Here is a 16,463-nt window from a genome sequence, read left to right as displayed (position 1 = left end):
CACTCGCGTTCGGTTCTGTTCGGTTCCATCGCCGAGGAGGGGGAGAAGACATGGTCCGGTCATGGGGGGACGGCCCGGGCGGGGGTACGCGCCGGGCGGTACACGGGATGCCCCGGCGGTCCCTGTTGCGAGGCGTGGCGGCCGGTGCGGGGGCGGTCGCGCTGCCGTCGCTGCTCACCGCCTGCGGCGACGGCTCCGGCGACGGCGTCACCCTGGGGTCCAACGCCTCCGACGCGGTGCCCAAACGCGCGTACGCCGACGCCTTCGCGGCGTACGAGAAGAAGTCGAAGAAGCCGGTGAAGGTCAACACGGTCAACCACGAGAACTTCCAGGAGAACATCAACCGTTACCTCCAGGGCACGCCCGATGACGTCTTCACGTGGTTCGCCGGATACCGGATGCAGTACTTCGCGCGAAAGGGCCTGCTCGCCGACATCAGTGATCTCTGGAGGAAGTTCGACGGGTTCTCCGACGCGGTGAAGAAACAGTCCACGGGCGAGGACGGCAAGCAGTACTTCGTGCCGTACTACTACTACCCGTGGGCGGTCTTCCACCGGAAGAGCGTTTTCCGGACGCGGGGTTACGAGATCCCGGAGAACTTCGATCAATACCGCGCGCTCGCCCGGCGGATGCAGAAGGACGGCCTCACCCCATTCGCCTTCGGCGACAAGGAAGGCTGGCCCGCCATGGGCACCTTCGACTACCTCGACATGCGGGCCAACGGGTACGACTTCCATCTCGCCCTGATGCGTGGGGAGAAATCCTGGACCGGCCCGCAGGTACGGCAGGTCTTCGACCTGTGGCGGAGCCTGCTGCCGTACCACCAGAAAGGCGCCAACGGCCGGACCTGGCAGGAGGCGGCGCAGTCCCTCCAGGGGAAGAAGGCCGGCATGGCGGTGCTCGGACTGCAGCACCCCGGCCAGCAGTTCACCGCGGAGAACCGCGCGGACCTGGACCTCTTCCCGTTCCCCGAGATCGATCCGGCCTTCGGCAAGGAGGCGGTCGAGGCGCCGATGGACGGGTTCCTGATGGCCAAGAAGGCGCGGCACCGGGAAGCCGCCCGCGACCTGCTCGCCTTCCTCGCCACACCCCAGGCCGAGCTGGCCTACCTGAAGCGGGACCCGAACAACATCGCGGCCAACGGCGCGGCCGGCACCCAGACGTACGACGCCCTGCAGAAGAAGGCCGCCCGGCTGGTGGCCGGCGCCCGGCAGATATCGCAGTTCATGGACCGCGACACCCGCCCCGATTTCGCCTCGACCGTACTGATCCAGGCGCTCCAGCAGTTCATCGGCGACCCGGACGACATCGACGGCCTGGTGAACAGCATCGAACGGCAGAAGAAACAGATATTCGCCGCGGACTGACGCGTGACCACCACCGACCGTACGACCCACGGGGGACCCGGAACCATGCCGAAGACCGCGGCGCGCCGCGCCGGGCGCCGGGGCTTGCGGCGCCACACCCGCCGCGACCTCGCCGTGCTGTGCGTCCTGCTGGGCCTGCCGCTCCTGCTCGACCTCGGCCTGGTGTGGGGACCGACGATGGCCTCCATCGGCCTGTCCTTCACCGACTGGGACGGCGTCGGAGACATCGAATGGACCGGCCTCGGCAATTACGCCCACCTCTTCGCCGATTACCCGCAATTCTGGCCGGCGGTCCGCAACAACCTGTTGTGGCTCGCCGCTCTCGGCCTGCTCGCCACCCCGTTCGGCCTGCTGCTCGCCGCGCTCATCGACCGCGGCGTGCGGTTCAGCCGCTTCTACCAGTCCACCCTCTACATGCCGGTGGTGCTCTCGCTCGCCGTCGTCGGCTTCATCGCCCAGCTCGTCCTCTCCCGGGACCAGGGCGCCCTGAACGCCCTGCTGGGCAGCGGGCGGGACCCGGTCGACTGGCTCGGCGACCCGGACCTGAACATCTGGATGATCCTGCTGGCCGCCTGCTGGCGGCACACCGGGTACGTCATGATCCTCTACCTCGCCGGGCTGAAGTCGGTGGACCCGACGCTCAAGGAGGCCGCGGCCATCGACGGGGCCACCGAGCGGCAGACGTTCTTCCGGGTCGTGCTGCCGGCCCTGCGCCCGGTCAATGTCATCGTCGGTGTCATCACCGTCATCGAGGCCCTGCGCGCCTTCGACATCGTCTACGCCGTCAACAAGGGCCGCAACGGCCTGGAACTGCTGTCCGTCCTGGTGACCGACAACATCGTCGGCGAGGCGAGCCGGATCGGCTTCGGCTCGGCCATCGCCGTCGTCCTGCTGCTGGTCTCGCTCGGGTTCATCGTCACCTATCTCGTCCAGGAACTGAGGGGGGAGGAGCGCCGATGACCGTGCCCGCCGTAGGGACCACGCGCCCGGTACGCGCCGCCGGGCCGGCCGGTGGCGCACCCGGCCGCCGCCGGGGCGGGCGGGCCGGCCGGGGCGGCCGCTGGGGCGTGCACGCCTTTCTGCTCGCCGTCTCGCTCGCCTTCCTCGCGCCGCTGCTGCTGGCCGTCTACGCGTCGCTGCGCCCGTACGAGGAGACCGCCAGGGACGGCTACTTCTCCCTGCCGAGCCGGCTCTCCTTCGACTATTACCGGCAGGCGTTCACCGATTCCGGCATGGGCCGGTATTTCCTGAACACCCTCCTGATCGCGGTGCCGGGCGTCCTGATCACGCTTTTCCTCGCGTCGTTCACCGCCTTCGCCGTGGCCCGGCTGCGGCTGCGCGGCTCACTGCTCCTGCTGATGTTCTTCACGGCCGGAAACCTGCTGCCGCAACAGGTCATCATCACGCCGCTCTACGTGCTCTTCACCAAGGTGCCGCTGCCCTACTGGCTGTCCGACTCGCTCACGCTCTACGACTCCCTGTGGGCCGTGATCGCCGTGCAGATCGCTTTCCAGCTCGGCTTCTGCGTCTTCGTGCTGGCGAATTTCATGCGGACCCTGCCGAGGGAAATCCTGGAGGCCGCGGTCGTCGACGGCGCCGGGGTGTGGACGCGCTACCGGCACGTGACACTCCCGCTGTGCCGGCCCGCCCTCGCCGCACTGGGCACGCTGCAATTCACCTGGATGTACAACGACTTCCTGTGGGGCCTGGTCTTCCTCTCCGACGGCGACAAACTCCCGGTCACCTCGGCCCTGAACAACTTGCGCGGCCAGTTCTTCACGGACTACAACCTGCTGGCGGCGGGCTCGGTCATCGTCGCCCTGCCCACGATCGTCGTCTTCCTGCTCCTGCAACGGCACTTCATCGCGGGCCTGACCCTGGGCGCGAACAAGGGGTGACGGGGCGGGCGGCGCCCCGTACGCCCGCGCGGGAACGCGGTGCGCGGCCCCTTGCCGGGGCGGTTCGGGGCGGCGACGCTCCGGCTATCGCCCGAGCGAAAGGGGAGCGTCATGACGAACGCGCAGATGTGGGCGTTGATCGTGGGATTCGCGTCACCGGTGCTCATCTCCGTCGTCAACCAGCCGCAGTGGTCGCACGCCGCCAGAACCCTGGTGCAGGTGGTGGTCTCGGTGCTGGTGGGACTGGGGAGCGCGCTCTTCGCCGGGGATTTCGCCGGAAAGGACGTGGTGACCAGCATCCTCGTCGCCGCGGTGGCCGCGATCAGCGCGTACAAGGGGGTCTTCAAACCTTCCGGTATTGCGCCGAAGGTGGAAAAGGCCACGTCCGTGCCGGCGCGCCGATAGCCCCGTCCCCGCAAAAGTTTCCGTGGCAGGGTGTTACGGGCAACTCACAGGGGTCTAGGGACAAGGGGGCAATGTGATCGTCTGGCTGAACGGCGCGTCCGGTGCGGGGAAGTCCACCGCGGCCCGGCACCTGCTGGACCTGCTTCCCGGAAGCACGCTCTACGACCCCGAGCTGGTCGGCAGCGAGCTGCGGCTGTTGCTGCCCGCCGCACGGCTGGAGCAGATCGGCGACTACCAGGACCTTCCGTCCTGGCGCCGGCTCGTCGTGGACACGGCCGCCGCGCTGCTCAACGAGGTGCCGGGACCGCTCGTCACCCCGATGCCGCTGCTGCGCCAGGAGTACCGGGACGAGATATTCGGCGGCCTCGCCTCGCGCCGGGTGCCCGTACGCCATGTTCTGCTGCATGCGGAGGAAACGATCCTCCGAGAGCGCGCGGGACATGCCGGGGGCGCGCCGGCCGACACGGCGGCGCAGGACCGGTGCCGGGCGCACCTGGAGGCGTACGAGGACGCGCTCGGCTGGCTCAAACAGGACGCGCACGTCATCGACACGGCCCGGCTGACACCGCGGGAGACCGCCGAACGGATCGCGGAAGCAGTCCAGGCCGGTGCCGGGGCCTGCGACATCGTGCAGACACCGGAGCCCACGGCGGAGACCCTCGCGGCCGGGGTGCTGCTCTTCGACGACGCCGACCGGGTCCTGCTGGTGGACCCGACGTACAAGCCGGGCTGGGAGTTTCCCGGCGGTGTCGTGGAGCCGGGTGAGCCGCCGGCCCGCGCGGGACTGCGCGAGGTCACCGAGGAACTGGGCATCCGGCTGCACAGCGCGCCACGGCTGCTGGTGCTGGACTGGGAACCGCCGAAGCCGCCCGGCTTCGGCGGCCTGCGGATGCTCTTCGACGGCGGCCGGCTGGCGGGCGAGCAGATCCGGGACCTGCTGCTGCCGGGGCCCGAACTGCGGGACTGGCGGTTCGCGACCGAGGCCGAGGCGGCGGACATGCTGCCTCCGGTGCGCTGGAACCGGCTGCGCTGGGCCCTGCGCGCACGCGAACAGGGACGCCCGCTCAATCTTGAGGCGGGCGTCCCTGTGGGGTGAGGGGCAGGGCGGGGCGTGGTGACGGGAGCCGAGGGCGGCGGTGGTCCGGGTGCCGGAGTGGTCCGAAGGCGGCCGCCCGGAAGCGGCTGCCCGGAGGCGGCGGTCCGGAGGCGGTGGTCCGGGGGCGGCGGGAGAGCCCCCGGACCGGCCGTCACGGGTGTCCTACGGGCCGGGCGGCTCGGCGGCCGCCTGACGGGGCGCGCGGCCCGGTTGCCGGCCTACGGGCGGACGGCTCAGTTGCCGGCGGCCTCGTACTGGCGCGCGTACCGCTGGAGGAACAGCGCCTCGGCCAGCGAGAGGCGCTCCAGCTCCTCCGGCGAGACGCTCTCGTTGACCGCGTGGATCTGCGCCTCCGGCTCGCTGAGGCCGATGAGCAGGATCTCGGCCCGCGGGTAGAGCGCGGCCAGCGTGTTGCACAGCGGGATCGAACCGCCCATACCGGACGTCTGCATCTCGGTGCCGTCGTACGCCTCCCGCATCGCCTCCGCCATCGACGCGTACGCCGGGCTGTCGGTGTCCGCGCGGAACGCCTGGCCCTGCCCGATCTGCTCGACAGTGACCCGCGCGCCCCACGGGGCGGCCTTCTCCAGGTGCGCGGTGAGCAGCTCGGACGCCTTCACGGCGTCCGTGCCCGGCGGGATCCGCAGGCTCACCAGCGCCCGCGCGCCCGCCTGCACGGACGGCGTGGCGCCGACCACCGGCGGGCAGTCGATGCCGAGGACGGTGACGGCGGGACGGGCCCAGATCCGGTCGGCGACCGTGCCGCTGCCGGTCAGCCCGACACCGTCCAGCACCTTGGCGTCCTTGCGGAACTCCTCCTCCGCGTACTGCAGACCGTCCCAGCGCGCGTCCGCCTCCAGGCCGTCGACGACCGTCGAGCCGTCCTCCGCGCGCAGCGAGTCCAGGATGCGGATCAGCGCCGCCAGCGCGTCCGGCGCCGCGCCGCCGAACTGGCCGGAGTGGAGGTTGCCCTCCAGGGTGTCCACCTGGACCCGGACCAGCGTCATGCCGCGCAGCGTCGCCGTCACCGTCGGCAGGCCGACCCGGAAGTTGCCGGTGTCACCGATCACGATGGTGTCGGCGGTCAGCAGCTCGGGGTGGGCCTCCGCGTACTGCTCCAGCCCGCCGGTGCCCTGCTCCTCGGAGCCCTCCACGATCACCTTGACGTTGACCGGGACGCCGCCGTGCTCCTTGAGCGCCCGCAGCGCCGTCAGATGCATGATCAGACCGCCCTTGCAGTCGGCGGCGCCGCGCCCGTACCAGCGGCCGTCCCGCTCGGTCAGCTCGAACGGCGGCGATATCCAGGCGGACTCGTCCAGCGGCGGCTGCACGTCGTAGTGCGCGTACAGCAGCACGGTCGGCGCGCCGGCCGGCCCCGGCAGGAAGCCGTACACGGACTGGGTGCCGTCCGGGGTGTCCAGCAGGGCCACGTCCGTGAAGCCCTCGGACCGCAGCGCGCCCGCCACCCACTCGGCGGCGGCCTCGCACTCGCTCCTGGGAAACTGCGCCGGATCGGCGACCGACTTGAAGGCCACCAGCTCGGCCAGCTCGGTCCTGGCCCGGGGCTGCAGCGAGGCGACGGTGTGCGCGAGCGGGCTGTCAGGCATGGAACGCTCCTTGTGGGCGCGGCGTTGTACACGTGGGTCACGTGCCGGTCCGTCCGGTTCTACCGCACCGGACCAACCGTACGTACGGGCGATTGTGGGGCCGATCTTCCCACAGGAAGGGCGTCCGACGGCGCGCCGTAGGATGCGGGCGGTACGCGCAGCAAGGCATCGAACGGGAGCAGAAGCACAGGTGAGCAGCGACAGCGCAGCCGAGGGAAACCAGCAGGTGTGGGACGTCGTGGTGGTGGGCGCGGGGCCCGCCGGAGCCTCGGCCGCCTACGCAGCGGCGTGTACGGGACGCCGGGTGCTGCTCCTGGAGAAGGCCGAACTCCCCCGCTACAAGACCTGCGGCGGCGGCATCATCGGACCGTCCCGCGACGCGCTGCCACCCGGCTTCGACCTGCCGCTGCGCGACCGGGTGCACGCGGTGACCTTCTCCCTCAACGGAAAGCTGACCCGCACCCGCCGCTCGAAGAACATGCTGTTCGGGCTCATCAACCGTCCCGACTTCGACGCCCAGCTGGTCAAGACGGCCCAGGACGCCGGCGCCGAGCTGCGCACCGGCGCCACGGTCTCCCGCGTCGAACAGCACGGCTCGGCGGTGCCGGACCGGCGGACCGTCGCCGTGGTGCTGGGTGACGGCGAGGTGGTGCTGGCCCGCGCGGTGGTCGGCGCGGACGGCAGCGCCAGCCGGATAGGCGCCCACGTCGGCGTGAAGATGGACCAGGTCGACCTGGGCCTGGAGGCGGAGATCCCGGTGCCGCCGACGGTCGCCGAGGACTGGGCCGGACGGGTGCTCGTCGACTGGGGCCCGATCCCGGGCAGCTACGGCTGGGTCTTCCCCAAGGGCGACACCCTCACCGTCGGCGTGATCTCGGCCCGCGGCGAGGGCGCCGCGACCAAGCGCTACCTGGACGACTTCATCGGCCGGCTCGGCCTCGCGGGCTTCGAGCCGAGCATCTCCTCCGGCCATCTGACCCGCTGCCGCGCCGAGGACTCGCCGCTCTCCCGCGGCCGCGTCCTGGTGTGCGGTGACGCCGCCGGGCTGCTGGAGCCGTGGACCCGCGAGGGCATCTCCTTCGCGCTGCGCTCCGGGCGGCTCGCGGGGGAGTGGGCCGCCCGTGTCGCGGAGGCGCACGACGCGGTGGACGCCCGCCGCCAGGCCCTGAACTACGCCTTCGCGATCAAGGCCGGACTCGGCGTGGAGATGGGCGTCGGCCGCCGGATGCTCACCCTCTTCTCCCGCCGCCCGGGCCTGATCCACGCGGCCCTGACCGGCTTCCGCCCGGCCTGGCACGCTTTCGCGAAGATCGTCCGGGGGACGACCACGCTGGCCGAGATCGTCCGTACGCATCCGGTCGCGCGGCGGGCGATGGGGGCGTTGGACAAGTAGGGAGCGGGGGACGGGAGCCGGGACCCGGGGAGCGGGGGCCGGGCACCGGGAAGCAGGGAGCAGGGAGCAGGGAGCAGGGGGACGGGGGAGCAGGGAGTCGGGAGCGGGGGCCGCCGCCCGGCGGCTACTCCCCGGGGAGTACGCCTGAGCACCGCGCCGGGCTGACGCTCTCATGCGGTGTGCCGGTCTAGCGTGACGGCATGGACGACGTACGGCCGCGGTGGGCGCGGCACTGCGGCGGCCCGCGTCCGGGCCGGTGGCGGGCGCTGGGAGGCGTCGGGGCCGCGGGGCCGTGGCGGGCGGAGGACGACGGCGGGCCCGTGGGCCGGTCCGGCATGCGGCTGCCCTGGATCTCGACGGTCTGGTTCACCGTGTTCGTGTTCGTCGGCACCCGGTTCGCCGCGAAGGGCCAGCCGGGCCGCGCCGGCCTCGATCTGCCGGCGTATGTGCTGGTGATCGCGGGCGCGGCCCTGCTGCTCCTGCGGCACCGCCACCCGCGCACGGTCGCCCTCGGCACCGCGCTCGCGACCACTGTCTACCTCGCCGCGGGGTATCCGTACGGCCCGGTCCTGTTCCTCTGTGCCTTCGGCTGCTTCGCGGCCGTCGTCGCCGGGCACCGTACGGCCGCCTGGGCCGCCGTCGGCCTGGTCTGGGCGAGCCACCTCCTGGTCGGCCACTGGCTCTACCGCTGGCTGCCGCCGAGGGGTGACGGGCCCGCTGCCTGGGGGGAGCAACTGTTCGTCACGGTCCTGGTGGTGGCGGTCGTGGCGGTCTCCGAGCTGGCGCGCGTGCGCCGTGAACAGTTCGCACGGGTACGTGCCGAGCGGCGGGCGGCCGCTCGGCGGCGGGCCGACGAGGAACGGCTGCGGATCGCCCGGGAACTGCACGACGTGCTGGCGCACAGCATCTCCGTCATCAACGTCCAGGCGGGCGTCGGCCTCGCGTTGCTGGACGACGACCCCGAGCAGGCCCGCAGCGCCCTGACCACCATCAAGGCCGCCAGCAAGGAGGCGCTGGGTGAGGTCCGGCAGGCCCTGGACACCCTGCGGGCACCGGGCGCCGCGCCGCGCGCCCCGGCGCCCGGCCTGGGCCGGCTGCCCGAACTGTGCGAGCAGGCCGAGGACGCCGGCCTGGCGGTCGAGGTCACGGTGGACGGCTCGCCCGCGGGACTCGCCCCGGGCACCGACCTCGCCGCCTTCCGCATCGTCCAGGAGGCGCTCACCAACGTCGTACGGCACTCCGGGGCCCGGACCGCCCGCGTCCGCCTCGGCCACTTCCCCCGCACGCTGGAGATCACGGTGGACGACGACGGCCCGCCGGCCGCCGCCGGGCGCGCCGGAGACGTCACCGGAGGCGGCAACGGCCTGGTCGGCATGGGCGAACGCGCCGCCGCACTCGGCGGCACCGTCGAGGCGGGACCGCGCCCGGACGGCGGCTTCCGGGTGCACGCCCGCATCCCCCTGCGCCCCGCGACACCCGCCGGGCCGCCGGAGCCGGGGCGGCCCGGCGCCGCGCGTGCTGCGGATACGGTGAGGGACCAGGCCACCGAGGAGGAGTCGTGATCCGGGTACTGCTCGCCGACGACCAGCTGCTGGTCCGCGCCGGCTTCCGGGCGCTGCTGGACGCCCAGCCCGACATCGAGGTCGTCGGAGAGGCGGCGGACGGCGAGGAGGCGCTGCTCGCCCTGCGCGACCTGTGCCCCGACGCCGTCCTGATGGACATCCGGATGCCGGTGCTGGACGGGCTGGCCGCCACCCGTCAGATCACCGAGGACCCCCGGCTGTCCGCCGTGAAGGTCGTCATGCTCACCACCTTCGAGCTGGACGAGTACGTCTTCGAGGCGATCCGCTGCGGCGCCTCCGGCTTCCTGGTCAAGGACACCGAACCGGAGGAACTCGTGCGGGCGGTGCGTGCCGTGGTCGAGGGCGACGCGCTGCTCTCGCCGGGTGTCACCCGCCGGCTGATCGCGGAGTTCGCCGCGCGCTCCAAGGAGCCGGCCGCGGACGGCACCCTGGCCACGCTCACCGAGCGGGAACGGGAGGTGATGGCGCTGGTCGGCCTCGGAATGTCGAACGAGGAGATCGCCCGCCGCCTGGTCGTCAGCCCGCTGACCGCCAAGACCCACGTCAGCCGCACGATGGTCAAGCTGGGCGCCCGCGACCGGGCCCAACTCGTGGTGCTGGCGTACGAGTCGGGGCTCGTTCGCCCCGGGTGGCTGGGGTAGCCGTCCGTCGGAGACGGTGCGGGGTGGCCCAGGACGGTCAGTTCGCCCTGGAGCCTCGACCGGGGGTCATTCCGCCAGGGACCCCGGTCCGGCGCGGCGGCCTGCGAAGCGGCGCAGGACCCGCACCACCCGCCAGACGAACGCGACCCCCGCCGCGCTCGCGGCCGCCGCCAGGAGCGCTCCCGTACCGTTCCGGCTCAGCCGGAGGAAGAGCAAGGGGATCACGGCCGCGCCGAAGGTGAGGGCGGCCACGAACACGCCGGTCAGCAGCGCGAAACCGATCTCGACGGTCGTCGCGTCGCGTTCGGCCTGGGAGCGGGTGGGCGACATGGTGACAGTCTGTCATGCGCTGCCCTGACTTTCGGTGTTACGCAGGGAAAGCGCCGCTCCTTGCCGTTCCACCCGCTGCTGCTGCCTGACCAGCCGCCCCCTCCGCCCACGTCCGTCCATGACCGTCTGCTCCGTCGTACGGCGACCGTCAGATGCCCGAGCGCTCCTGCCACAGCCGGGCCAGCCCGGCGTCGCCCGTGACGGTGATGCCCTCCAGCGAACGGCGGTTCCACAGGGCGAGGTACAGGTCGGGCGCCGAGCCCTCGATCACGCAGTCCGCCGCGGCGGCCCCGGACAGCGCGGCGTCTCCCGGCGCCGCCGCGCCCGGTATGCGTTCGGCGCGCGGCGGCGCGTCCGACAGTCGGACCGTCCAGGCCGCGCCGGGTGTGCCGACCGCTCCGGAGGCCCGTATGAGCAGCGTCTTCGGCGCCTCCGTACGCATCGTGCTGTGCTCCCGCGCCTGTATGCCGACGAGCAGCTCGTCGATGCCGTCGACGGCGAAGGCGGGGGCGGAGGGGGTGATGCCCGCGCCGAGCGCCGCCTCCGCGTCGGCGCGGTGCACCGCCGTCTCGTGCGCCTGGCGGCGCGTCCAGAAGGCCAGCGGGGACGGTGCGGGCAGGAAGGTCCAGCAGGACAGGTCCGCCGGGGCCGAGCGCAGCGCCCGCACCAGCGTCCGGCAGCCGTCGCGCAGCCAGTCGGCGAGCTGATCGTCGGGCAGCGCCGGGGCCTCGGGGAACCGGGCCGGCTGCTGGAGGCCCTGCGTCACGAAATCCGTCGCCCAGCGGTGCACCCGGCCCGTGTGGGAGAGCAGATCGCGCACCCGCCACTCCGGGCAGGTGGGGACCGGCGCGTCGGCCCCGGCCTTCTCGGCGGCGTCCGCGAGGAGTTGCCCGTCCCGCTCCAGGGACTCGGTGAAGTCAGTGTTCTCCATGCCGCTGAGTGTGCCAGCCGCCACTGACAACGGTCCCGCGCCTGACCGGGCGCCCGCGCAGCGCCCGGTGGATCACCCCGAGCAACAGCGCGTTGACCAGCGCGGCGGCGACCAGCGTCAGGATCAGGTACCACTGCGGCGAGCCGGCTCCGCCCCACAGCGCGTCACCGGCCAGCCACAGCGGGAAGACCGTGGGAGCGGTGAGCAATGCCACCCAGACGCCGGAGAAGGAGGCGTCCTCGTGCTGTACGAAGGCCAGGTCCACCACGGCGAAGAGCGCCGCCGCGAGCACCAGCGCGAGGTAGCCGAGCGAGACCGGATTGCCGAACATCAGCCGCGCGGGTCCGCGCAGCCGAGGTGTGACGTTCATGCAGCCCCCAGGTGTCGGGGTGGCCGGGTGGCTCCGGGGTGCGCGTCCCGCGCGCCGGTGTCCTCCGGCCGGATTCCCTGGCCGAATCCGTGACCAAGCAGTCAATTATGGTCCGCATACGGTCCCTTCCGACAGGTCGCGTACCCGGTATCGGTGTATCGACTCCCGCGTACGTGCCCGTACGCGCCATGCAGTAGCCGTACGGGACGCGGCCTGCCGCCGAACGGGACGCGCCCCACAGGCCGGGCGGGGTGTGAGCGGCGCTCCCGGAGGGTGGCCCGCCCCTTCCCGCGCGGAAGGGTGGCCCGTATTTTGTTTACCGCTGGTACAAAGCAAGAATGGGGACGTGACCCACACTCGGACAACCAGGCTGGAGCGGGGCCGCAGCGCTCTCGGGCCCGCACTGGAGCTCGTACACACCGGGCGCGCACCCACCCGTGCCGTCCTGACCTCGGAACTCGGCGTGACCCGGGCGACCGCGGGCGCGGTGGCGGCGGAGCTGGAAGCGCTCGGGCTGATCGTCGTCGACTCCCGCCCCACCTCCTCGGCGGGGTCCCAAGGCCGCCCCTCCCACCGCCTGTTCCTGGACGAGAACGGTCCCGTCGTCCTCGCCGGGCAGATCCACGCCGACGGTTACCGTGTCGCGCTGGTCGGCCTCGGCGGACGGATCGTGACCACCGTGAGCGGCTGCGGCACGATCCCCGCCGACCCGGCGCACGTGCTGGCCGAAGCGGTGGCGGCGGGCTCCGGGCTGCTCGAACGGACCGGGCGGCGCTGCCTCGGCGCGGCGCTCGCCATCCCGTCGGCCGTCGCCGAACCCGACGGCGAGGCGCTCAACCCCCTGCACCTGGCCTGGCCTTCGGGCGCCCCCGTACGCCGGCTCTTCCGGCGCGCCCTCGCCGAGGCCGGCGTCCCGGGAGTCACCGCCGCGGTCGGCTTCACCGGCAACGATGTCAACCTCGCCGCACTGGCCGAACACCGGCACGGCGCCGGACGTGGCGCCCGCGACCTGCTGTGCATCGCCTCGGGGCACCGGGGCGTGGGTGGCGCGCTGGTCTTGGACGGCCGGTTGCACAGCGGCAGTTCGGGCCTAGCCCTGGAGGTCGGCCATCTGACCGTCAACCCGGAGGGCGCGCCCTGCCACTGCGGCAGCCGCGGCTGTCTGGACGTCGAGGCGGACCCGCTCGCCTTCCTCGGCGCCGCGGGCCGCGCACCCGGCCCCGAGGGCTCGCTGCTCCGGCAGGCCACCGACCTGCTCCGCGAGGAGTACCAGGACCCGTCCGTACGGGCCGCCGCCGACCTGCTGATCGACCGGCTGGGCCTCGGCATCGCCGGACTCGTCAACATCCTCAACCCCGACCGCATCATCCTCGGCGGCCTGCACCGTGAACTTCTGGGCGCCGACCCGGAACGGCTGCGGGCCGTGGTCGCCGAGCGCAGCCTGTGGGGACGCAGCGGCGGCGTGCCGATCCTGCCGTGCACGCTCGACCACAACAGCCTGGTCGGCGCGGCGGAGCTGGCGTGGCAGCCGGTGCTGGACGATCCGCTGGTGGTCCTGGAGGGGGAAGACCGGGAAGACGGCCCTGCCTGAACGGCATGGGCACGGTCGCGTGTTCGACGGCTTTCCTCGCAATCTCATGTGGTCCATGCCACCCCGGAGGGACGTGATGTGAGCCACAGGTCTTCCGGCGACACCGCTTGAACAGTGCGTATGACACTCGGTTGGCCGCCGCTCACGCAAGATGGAGCGTGCGCGCCGCTCGAAATGCCCAGCCGGGCAGGGCAAGATGGGTGCATCAACCGCCTGTCCGGTGGTGTGGACCGGGAAGTTCACGGTCCGCGACTCCGGGCGGCGCGCAGGCATGAAGGGCCCTGCCCCCTTGGCGCTCAACCGGCGGAGGCAGGACCCGGCTGCAGGGGCCCCGGTGTTCAGCCGGGGCCTTACTGCTGCTCAGTGGAAGTGCTGAAAGGTTTCACGCAGGAACTTCAACGCCGCGTACAGCGGGCTGAACCAGCGCGCCTTCCGAAAGTAGCCCTCCCACGAACAGCGAGTACAGCAGCACCCCTTCGGACACGAGTCCATCGGGTATCACCTCCGGTCCGGGGCCGGGTTTCATCGCGACCCCGCGGGAGCCGCGAGCTGGTCCGCCAGGGCCGGAGGTGAGGCAACAGATTAGCTCGGTGTGACCGCCCTCATAGCCCTCTCGGACACCAGTGGCAGCCGTGATGCCGCAGTCCGGCCCGGCACCGCGGGCCGTACGGCATCTCCCCACCGGTCCCTCGGGCCCCCTCCGGGCTCTGGACCTGCGGGGATTCACTTACCTCGCGGTAGCACCGAGTGTCAGTTCCCGATCCGGCCGTTGCGTAAATCACACATGCAAGGGTGGGGGTGCGTTCATGCGGTGTTGCCGCGTCACATGTCATTGCTGATGCAAACCCCACTCCTCGGCAGACGGTGGTGGACGCCCGCCGACCAGGGCTGACGGGTGGTCAACCACCGGCCGTCGCCCGTGCCTTTCGCGCATCCTTCGGCTTTCCTTCAGGTGCCGTCCACCTGGCGGGAGGCGTCCCGACCGGTCCGCGTCGGACCGTCGTGCCGCCCCTTCCTCCCGCCCCCTGGACGGACACCGTGACCGCATCACGTACGCGCCGCCGGCACCGTGCTCTCACCCTGCTCCTCGTCACCGGATCGGTGCTGGCCGGTGCGACGGCCGTCCCGCCTGCCCATGCGGCCCCGGCCGGTCACATCCGTATCAACGAGGTGGTGACCACCGGGAGCGTCGAGGACTCGATCGAGCTGTACAACAAGGGCACCGCGACGGTCGACATCTCGGGCTGGGTCCTCAAGGACGACAAGGACGGCTCGAAGTACACGATCGCTTCCGGGACCGAGCTGGCCGCGGGTGCCTTCCGCGCCTTCGACGTCCACGGCGCATTCGGGCTGGGTTCGGACGACCGGGCCCGCCTGTATCTGCCGGACGCCAAGACTCTCGTCGACAGCTTCTCCTGGCGCAGACACTCCGCCCCCTCCTGGTCACGCTGCCCCGACGGCACCGGCGCCTTCAAGGCGGCCGACGTGACCCTGGGCGCCGCCAACGGCTGCGGTGGCAACGGCAGCACGCCGACGGCGTGGCCCGGCAGCGGCGCCGTGACGCACGCCGACGCCGCCAACGTGTTCGGCGAGGACCTCAGTGGCCTCTACCAGGACGGCGACATCATGTGGGCCGCCCAGAACAGCGGCAAGCTGTGGCGCCTGGTCCGTGACGCCTCCGGCGGCTGGACGCCCGACACCGGCCGCGGCTGGGCCTCCGGCAAGGCCCTGCGCTTTCCCGGCGGTTCCGGACGTCCCGACAGCGAGGGCGTGACCGTGACCGGCAGCGGAGCCGCCGCCGGTGTCTTCGTCGCCAGTGAGCGCGATGGCGACGCCTCCGGCGCCAGCCGGCTGTCCGTCCTGAGATACGACGTCTCCGGCACCGGCTCCATTCTGACCGCCACCAAGGAGTGGGACCTCACCTCCGACCTGCCTCCCGTCGGCTCCAACCTCGGCTTCGAGGGCATCACCTGGGTCCCCGACGCCTACCTGACGGGAGCCGCCTTCAAGGACGCCTCCACCGGCGCCGCCTACGCCCCGGCACGGTACGGCCCCCACGGCGGCGGCGTGTTCTTCACCGGCGTCGAAGGCACCGGCATGATCCACGGCTACGTTCTGGAGGACTCCGGCGCCTTCACCCGCGTCGCGTCCTTCAGCAGCGGCATGAGCGGCATCATGGAATTGCAGTGGGAGCCCCGGGCCGCCCGCCTGTGGGCCGTCTGCGACGACACCTGCAAGGGACAGCACCGCACCTTGCAGACCACCTCCACCGGCACCTTCACCACCACCGCCGTCCACAACCGCCCCGTCGGCATGCCCAACTACAACAACGAGGGCTTCACCTTGGCAGGCGCCGATGAATGCGTCGCCGGCTCAAAGCCCGTCTACTGGTCCGACGACAGCAACGACGACGGCCACGCACTGCGCAAGGGCAGGATCACCTGCTGACCTCCGCCCCGGCCGGCCCTCCCCGCCACAGCGGTACGGCCCGTCGGCCGACGGCGGCCTCGAAGGCCGCGTGGGCCAGCAGCCGCGTCGAGTCCAGCGTCGGCAGGGGCGAGACCTCCGGTGTCACCAGGAGCGGAATCTCCGTGCACACGAGGGCGACCGCGTCGCAGCCCCGTGCGGACAGCCGCTCGATGACGCGTAGGTACTCCTGGCGGGCGGGCTCGGAGAAGACGCCGTTCACCAGATCGTCGAAGATGATCCGGTGGACGGTACGGCGGTCGTCCTCGTCCGGTACGTCGGCCGCGATGCCCCGGGAGCCCAGCGCGCGCCCGTAGAGCGGGCCGTCCATCGTGTACGCGGTGCCCAGGACGCCGACGCGCCGGTACCCGTCCCGGGCGGCGCGTTCGGCGACCACCTCGGCTATGTGCAGGCCGGGCAGCGGCAGCTCCTCACCGGGCAGTTCGAGGGCCAGGTGGGCGGTGTTGTCCGGGCAGACGAAATAGTCCGCGCCCGCCCGAGCGAGGCGCGCGACGCTCTCGGCGAGTGTCGCTCTGACCGAGTGGTGGTCGCCGGCCTCCCAGGCGGGCATGGACCGCGCCATGCTGATGCAGTCCAGCGTCACGTCCGGATGGTCGTACGCCCCCAGCTCGGCGGACGCCTCCTGGCAGAAGGCCCGGAAGCACAGCGCCGCCCCTTCGGCGCTGTGCGCGAGGATGCCCAGGTGTTCCACGGTCCCTCCAGTGGCCGGCGGTTCACGCTGCCGCCATTGTCACCCGCCCCACTGACAACGGCCGTCCGCCCAC

The 16,463-nt window shown here is 72.2% G+C and carries 15 protein-coding genes; 10 read left to right on the top strand and 5 right to left on the bottom strand.

Features of this window, described 5'->3' with window-relative positions; genetic code table 11:
- Positions 1-107 precede the first annotated feature (107 nt).
- The 5 genes from ACZ4QV_RS39315 (at position 108) to ACZ4QV_RS39295 (ending at position 4,766) form a co-directional block, all read left to right on the top strand.
- The gene (locus ACZ4QV_RS39315) at positions 108-1,367 is read left to right on the top strand and encodes an ABC transporter substrate-binding protein (RefSeq protein ID WP_361155016.1); all 1,260 of its coding nucleotides are present in this window, start codon (positions 108-110) and stop codon (positions 1,365-1,367) included.
- Between the two features lie 45 nt (positions 1,368-1,412).
- Complete coding sequence (locus ACZ4QV_RS39310; protein ID WP_467764197.1) at positions 1,413-2,327, top strand: carbohydrate ABC transporter permease; 915 nt, start codon at positions 1,413-1,415, stop codon at positions 2,325-2,327.
- On the top strand, positions 2,324-3,265 hold the full coding sequence (locus ACZ4QV_RS39305) for a carbohydrate ABC transporter permease (RefSeq protein ID WP_361585747.1): 942 nt from the start codon (positions 2,324-2,326) through the stop codon (positions 3,263-3,265). The genes ACZ4QV_RS39310 and ACZ4QV_RS39305 overlap by 4 nt, the downstream gene beginning before the upstream one ends.
- A 111-nt stretch (positions 3,266-3,376) precedes the next feature.
- Entirely contained in the window at positions 3,377-3,670 is a 294-nt protein-coding gene (locus ACZ4QV_RS39300; protein ID WP_361155021.1) for a hypothetical protein, read from the top strand.
- 73 nt (positions 3,671-3,743) lie between these two features.
- A complete protein-coding gene (locus tag ACZ4QV_RS39295; protein ID WP_467764196.1) occupies positions 3,744-4,766 on the top strand; it encodes an NUDIX hydrolase in 1,023 nt (340 codons plus the stop codon).
- A gap of 233 nt (positions 4,767-4,999) precedes the next feature.
- On the opposite strand, the gene ACZ4QV_RS39290 is transcribed toward ACZ4QV_RS39295, so the two are convergent.
- Positions 5,000-6,373, bottom strand: coding sequence for a dipeptidase (locus tag ACZ4QV_RS39290; protein ID WP_361585750.1), 1,374 nt, complete (start codon positions 6,371-6,373; stop codon positions 5,000-5,002).
- Positions 6,374-6,563: 190 nt separating this feature from the next.
- On the opposite strand from ACZ4QV_RS39290, the gene ACZ4QV_RS39285 reads away from it, so the two are divergent.
- From ACZ4QV_RS39285 to ACZ4QV_RS39275, 3 genes are all read left to right on the top strand, one after another.
- Positions 6,564-7,766 carry a geranylgeranyl reductase family protein gene (locus tag ACZ4QV_RS39285; RefSeq protein WP_361155025.1) on the top strand — a complete coding sequence of 401 codons (1,203 nt, stop codon included), beginning with the start codon at positions 6,564-6,566 and terminating at the stop codon, positions 7,764-7,766.
- Between the two features lie 200 nt (positions 7,767-7,966).
- Positions 7,967-9,328 (top strand): sensor histidine kinase, encoded by a 1,362-nt coding sequence (locus tag ACZ4QV_RS39280; RefSeq protein ID WP_467764195.1) that lies wholly within the window; start codon positions 7,967-7,969, stop codon positions 9,326-9,328.
- Positions 9,325-9,990, top strand: a complete 666-nt coding sequence (locus tag ACZ4QV_RS39275; protein WP_361155026.1) for a response regulator transcription factor — start codon at positions 9,325-9,327, stop codon at positions 9,988-9,990. The genes ACZ4QV_RS39280 and ACZ4QV_RS39275 overlap by 4 nt, the downstream gene beginning before the upstream one ends.
- Before the next feature lie 66 nt (positions 9,991-10,056).
- Here the strand turns inward: ACZ4QV_RS39275 and ACZ4QV_RS39270 are convergent, their stop codons facing one another.
- From ACZ4QV_RS39270 to ACZ4QV_RS39260, 3 genes are all read right to left on the bottom strand, one after another.
- The gene (locus ACZ4QV_RS39270; protein WP_361585756.1) at positions 10,057-10,320 is read right to left on the bottom strand and encodes a DUF6332 family protein; all 264 of its coding nucleotides are present in this window, start codon (positions 10,318-10,320) and stop codon (positions 10,057-10,059) included.
- A gap of 148 nt (positions 10,321-10,468) precedes the next feature.
- Positions 10,469-11,251 (bottom strand): maleylpyruvate isomerase family mycothiol-dependent enzyme, encoded by a 783-nt coding sequence (locus ACZ4QV_RS39265; protein ID WP_361585759.1) that lies wholly within the window; start codon positions 11,249-11,251, stop codon positions 10,469-10,471.
- Positions 11,238-11,621 (bottom strand): SCO4225 family membrane protein, encoded by a 384-nt coding sequence (locus ACZ4QV_RS39260; protein WP_361155032.1) that lies wholly within the window; start codon positions 11,619-11,621, stop codon positions 11,238-11,240. Before ACZ4QV_RS39260 ends, ACZ4QV_RS39265 begins: the two co-directional genes overlap by 14 nt.
- A gap of 346 nt (positions 11,622-11,967) precedes the next feature.
- Here ACZ4QV_RS39260 and ACZ4QV_RS39255 point away from each other — a divergent pair, with 346 nt between their 5' ends.
- Positions 11,968-13,212: an ROK family protein gene (locus ACZ4QV_RS39255; protein ID WP_361155033.1), complete on the top strand. Its 1,245-nt coding sequence runs from the start codon at positions 11,968-11,970 to the stop codon at positions 13,210-13,212.
- Between the two features lie 1,038 nt (positions 13,213-14,250).
- Positions 14,251-15,660 (top strand): lamin tail domain-containing protein, encoded by a 1,410-nt coding sequence (locus ACZ4QV_RS39250; RefSeq protein WP_361585762.1) that lies wholly within the window; start codon positions 14,251-14,253, stop codon positions 15,658-15,660.
- Here ACZ4QV_RS39250 and ACZ4QV_RS39245 read toward each other — a convergent pair.
- On the bottom strand, positions 15,650-16,390 hold the full coding sequence (locus ACZ4QV_RS39245; RefSeq protein WP_361585765.1) for an aspartate/glutamate racemase family protein: 741 nt from the start codon (positions 16,388-16,390) through the stop codon (positions 15,650-15,652). The genes ACZ4QV_RS39250 and ACZ4QV_RS39245 overlap by 11 nt on opposite strands.
- Positions 16,391-16,463: the final 73 nt, after the last annotated feature.

The organism is Streptomyces sp. NPDC026394, from assembly GCF_055567735.1.
This window is presented reverse-complemented; position numbering and strand designations above follow the sequence as displayed.

Excerpts from the sequence above, each read along its gene's own strand:
- ACZ4QV_RS39270 (WP_361585756.1), bottom strand. The coding sequence starts at position 10,320 with ATGTCGCCCACCCGCTCCCAGGCCGAACGCGACGCGACGACCGTCGAG.
- ACZ4QV_RS39300 (WP_361155021.1), top strand. The coding sequence starts at position 3,377 with ATGACGAACGCGCAGATGTGGGCGTTGATCGTGGGATTCGCGTCACCG.
- ACZ4QV_RS39260 (WP_361155032.1), bottom strand. The coding sequence starts at position 11,621 with ATGAACGTCACACCTCGGCTGCGCGGACCCGCGCGGCTGATGTTCGGC.
- ACZ4QV_RS39315 (WP_361155016.1), top strand. The coding sequence starts at position 108 with ATGCCCCGGCGGTCCCTGTTGCGAGGCGTGGCGGCCGGTGCGGGGGCG.
- ACZ4QV_RS39290 (WP_361585750.1), bottom strand. The coding sequence starts at position 6,373 with ATGCCTGACAGCCCGCTCGCGCACACCGTCGCCTCGCTGCAGCCCCGG.
- ACZ4QV_RS39305 (WP_361585747.1), top strand. The coding sequence starts at position 2,324 with ATGACCGTGCCCGCCGTAGGGACCACGCGCCCGGTACGCGCCGCCGGG.
- ACZ4QV_RS39265 (WP_361585759.1), bottom strand. The coding sequence starts at position 11,251 with ATGGAGAACACTGACTTCACCGAGTCCCTGGAGCGGGACGGGCAACTC.
- ACZ4QV_RS39280 (WP_467764195.1), top strand. The coding sequence starts at position 7,967 with ATGGACGACGTACGGCCGCGGTGGGCGCGGCACTGCGGCGGCCCGCGT.
- ACZ4QV_RS39310 (WP_467764197.1), top strand. The coding sequence starts at position 1,413 with ATGCCGAAGACCGCGGCGCGCCGCGCCGGGCGCCGGGGCTTGCGGCGC.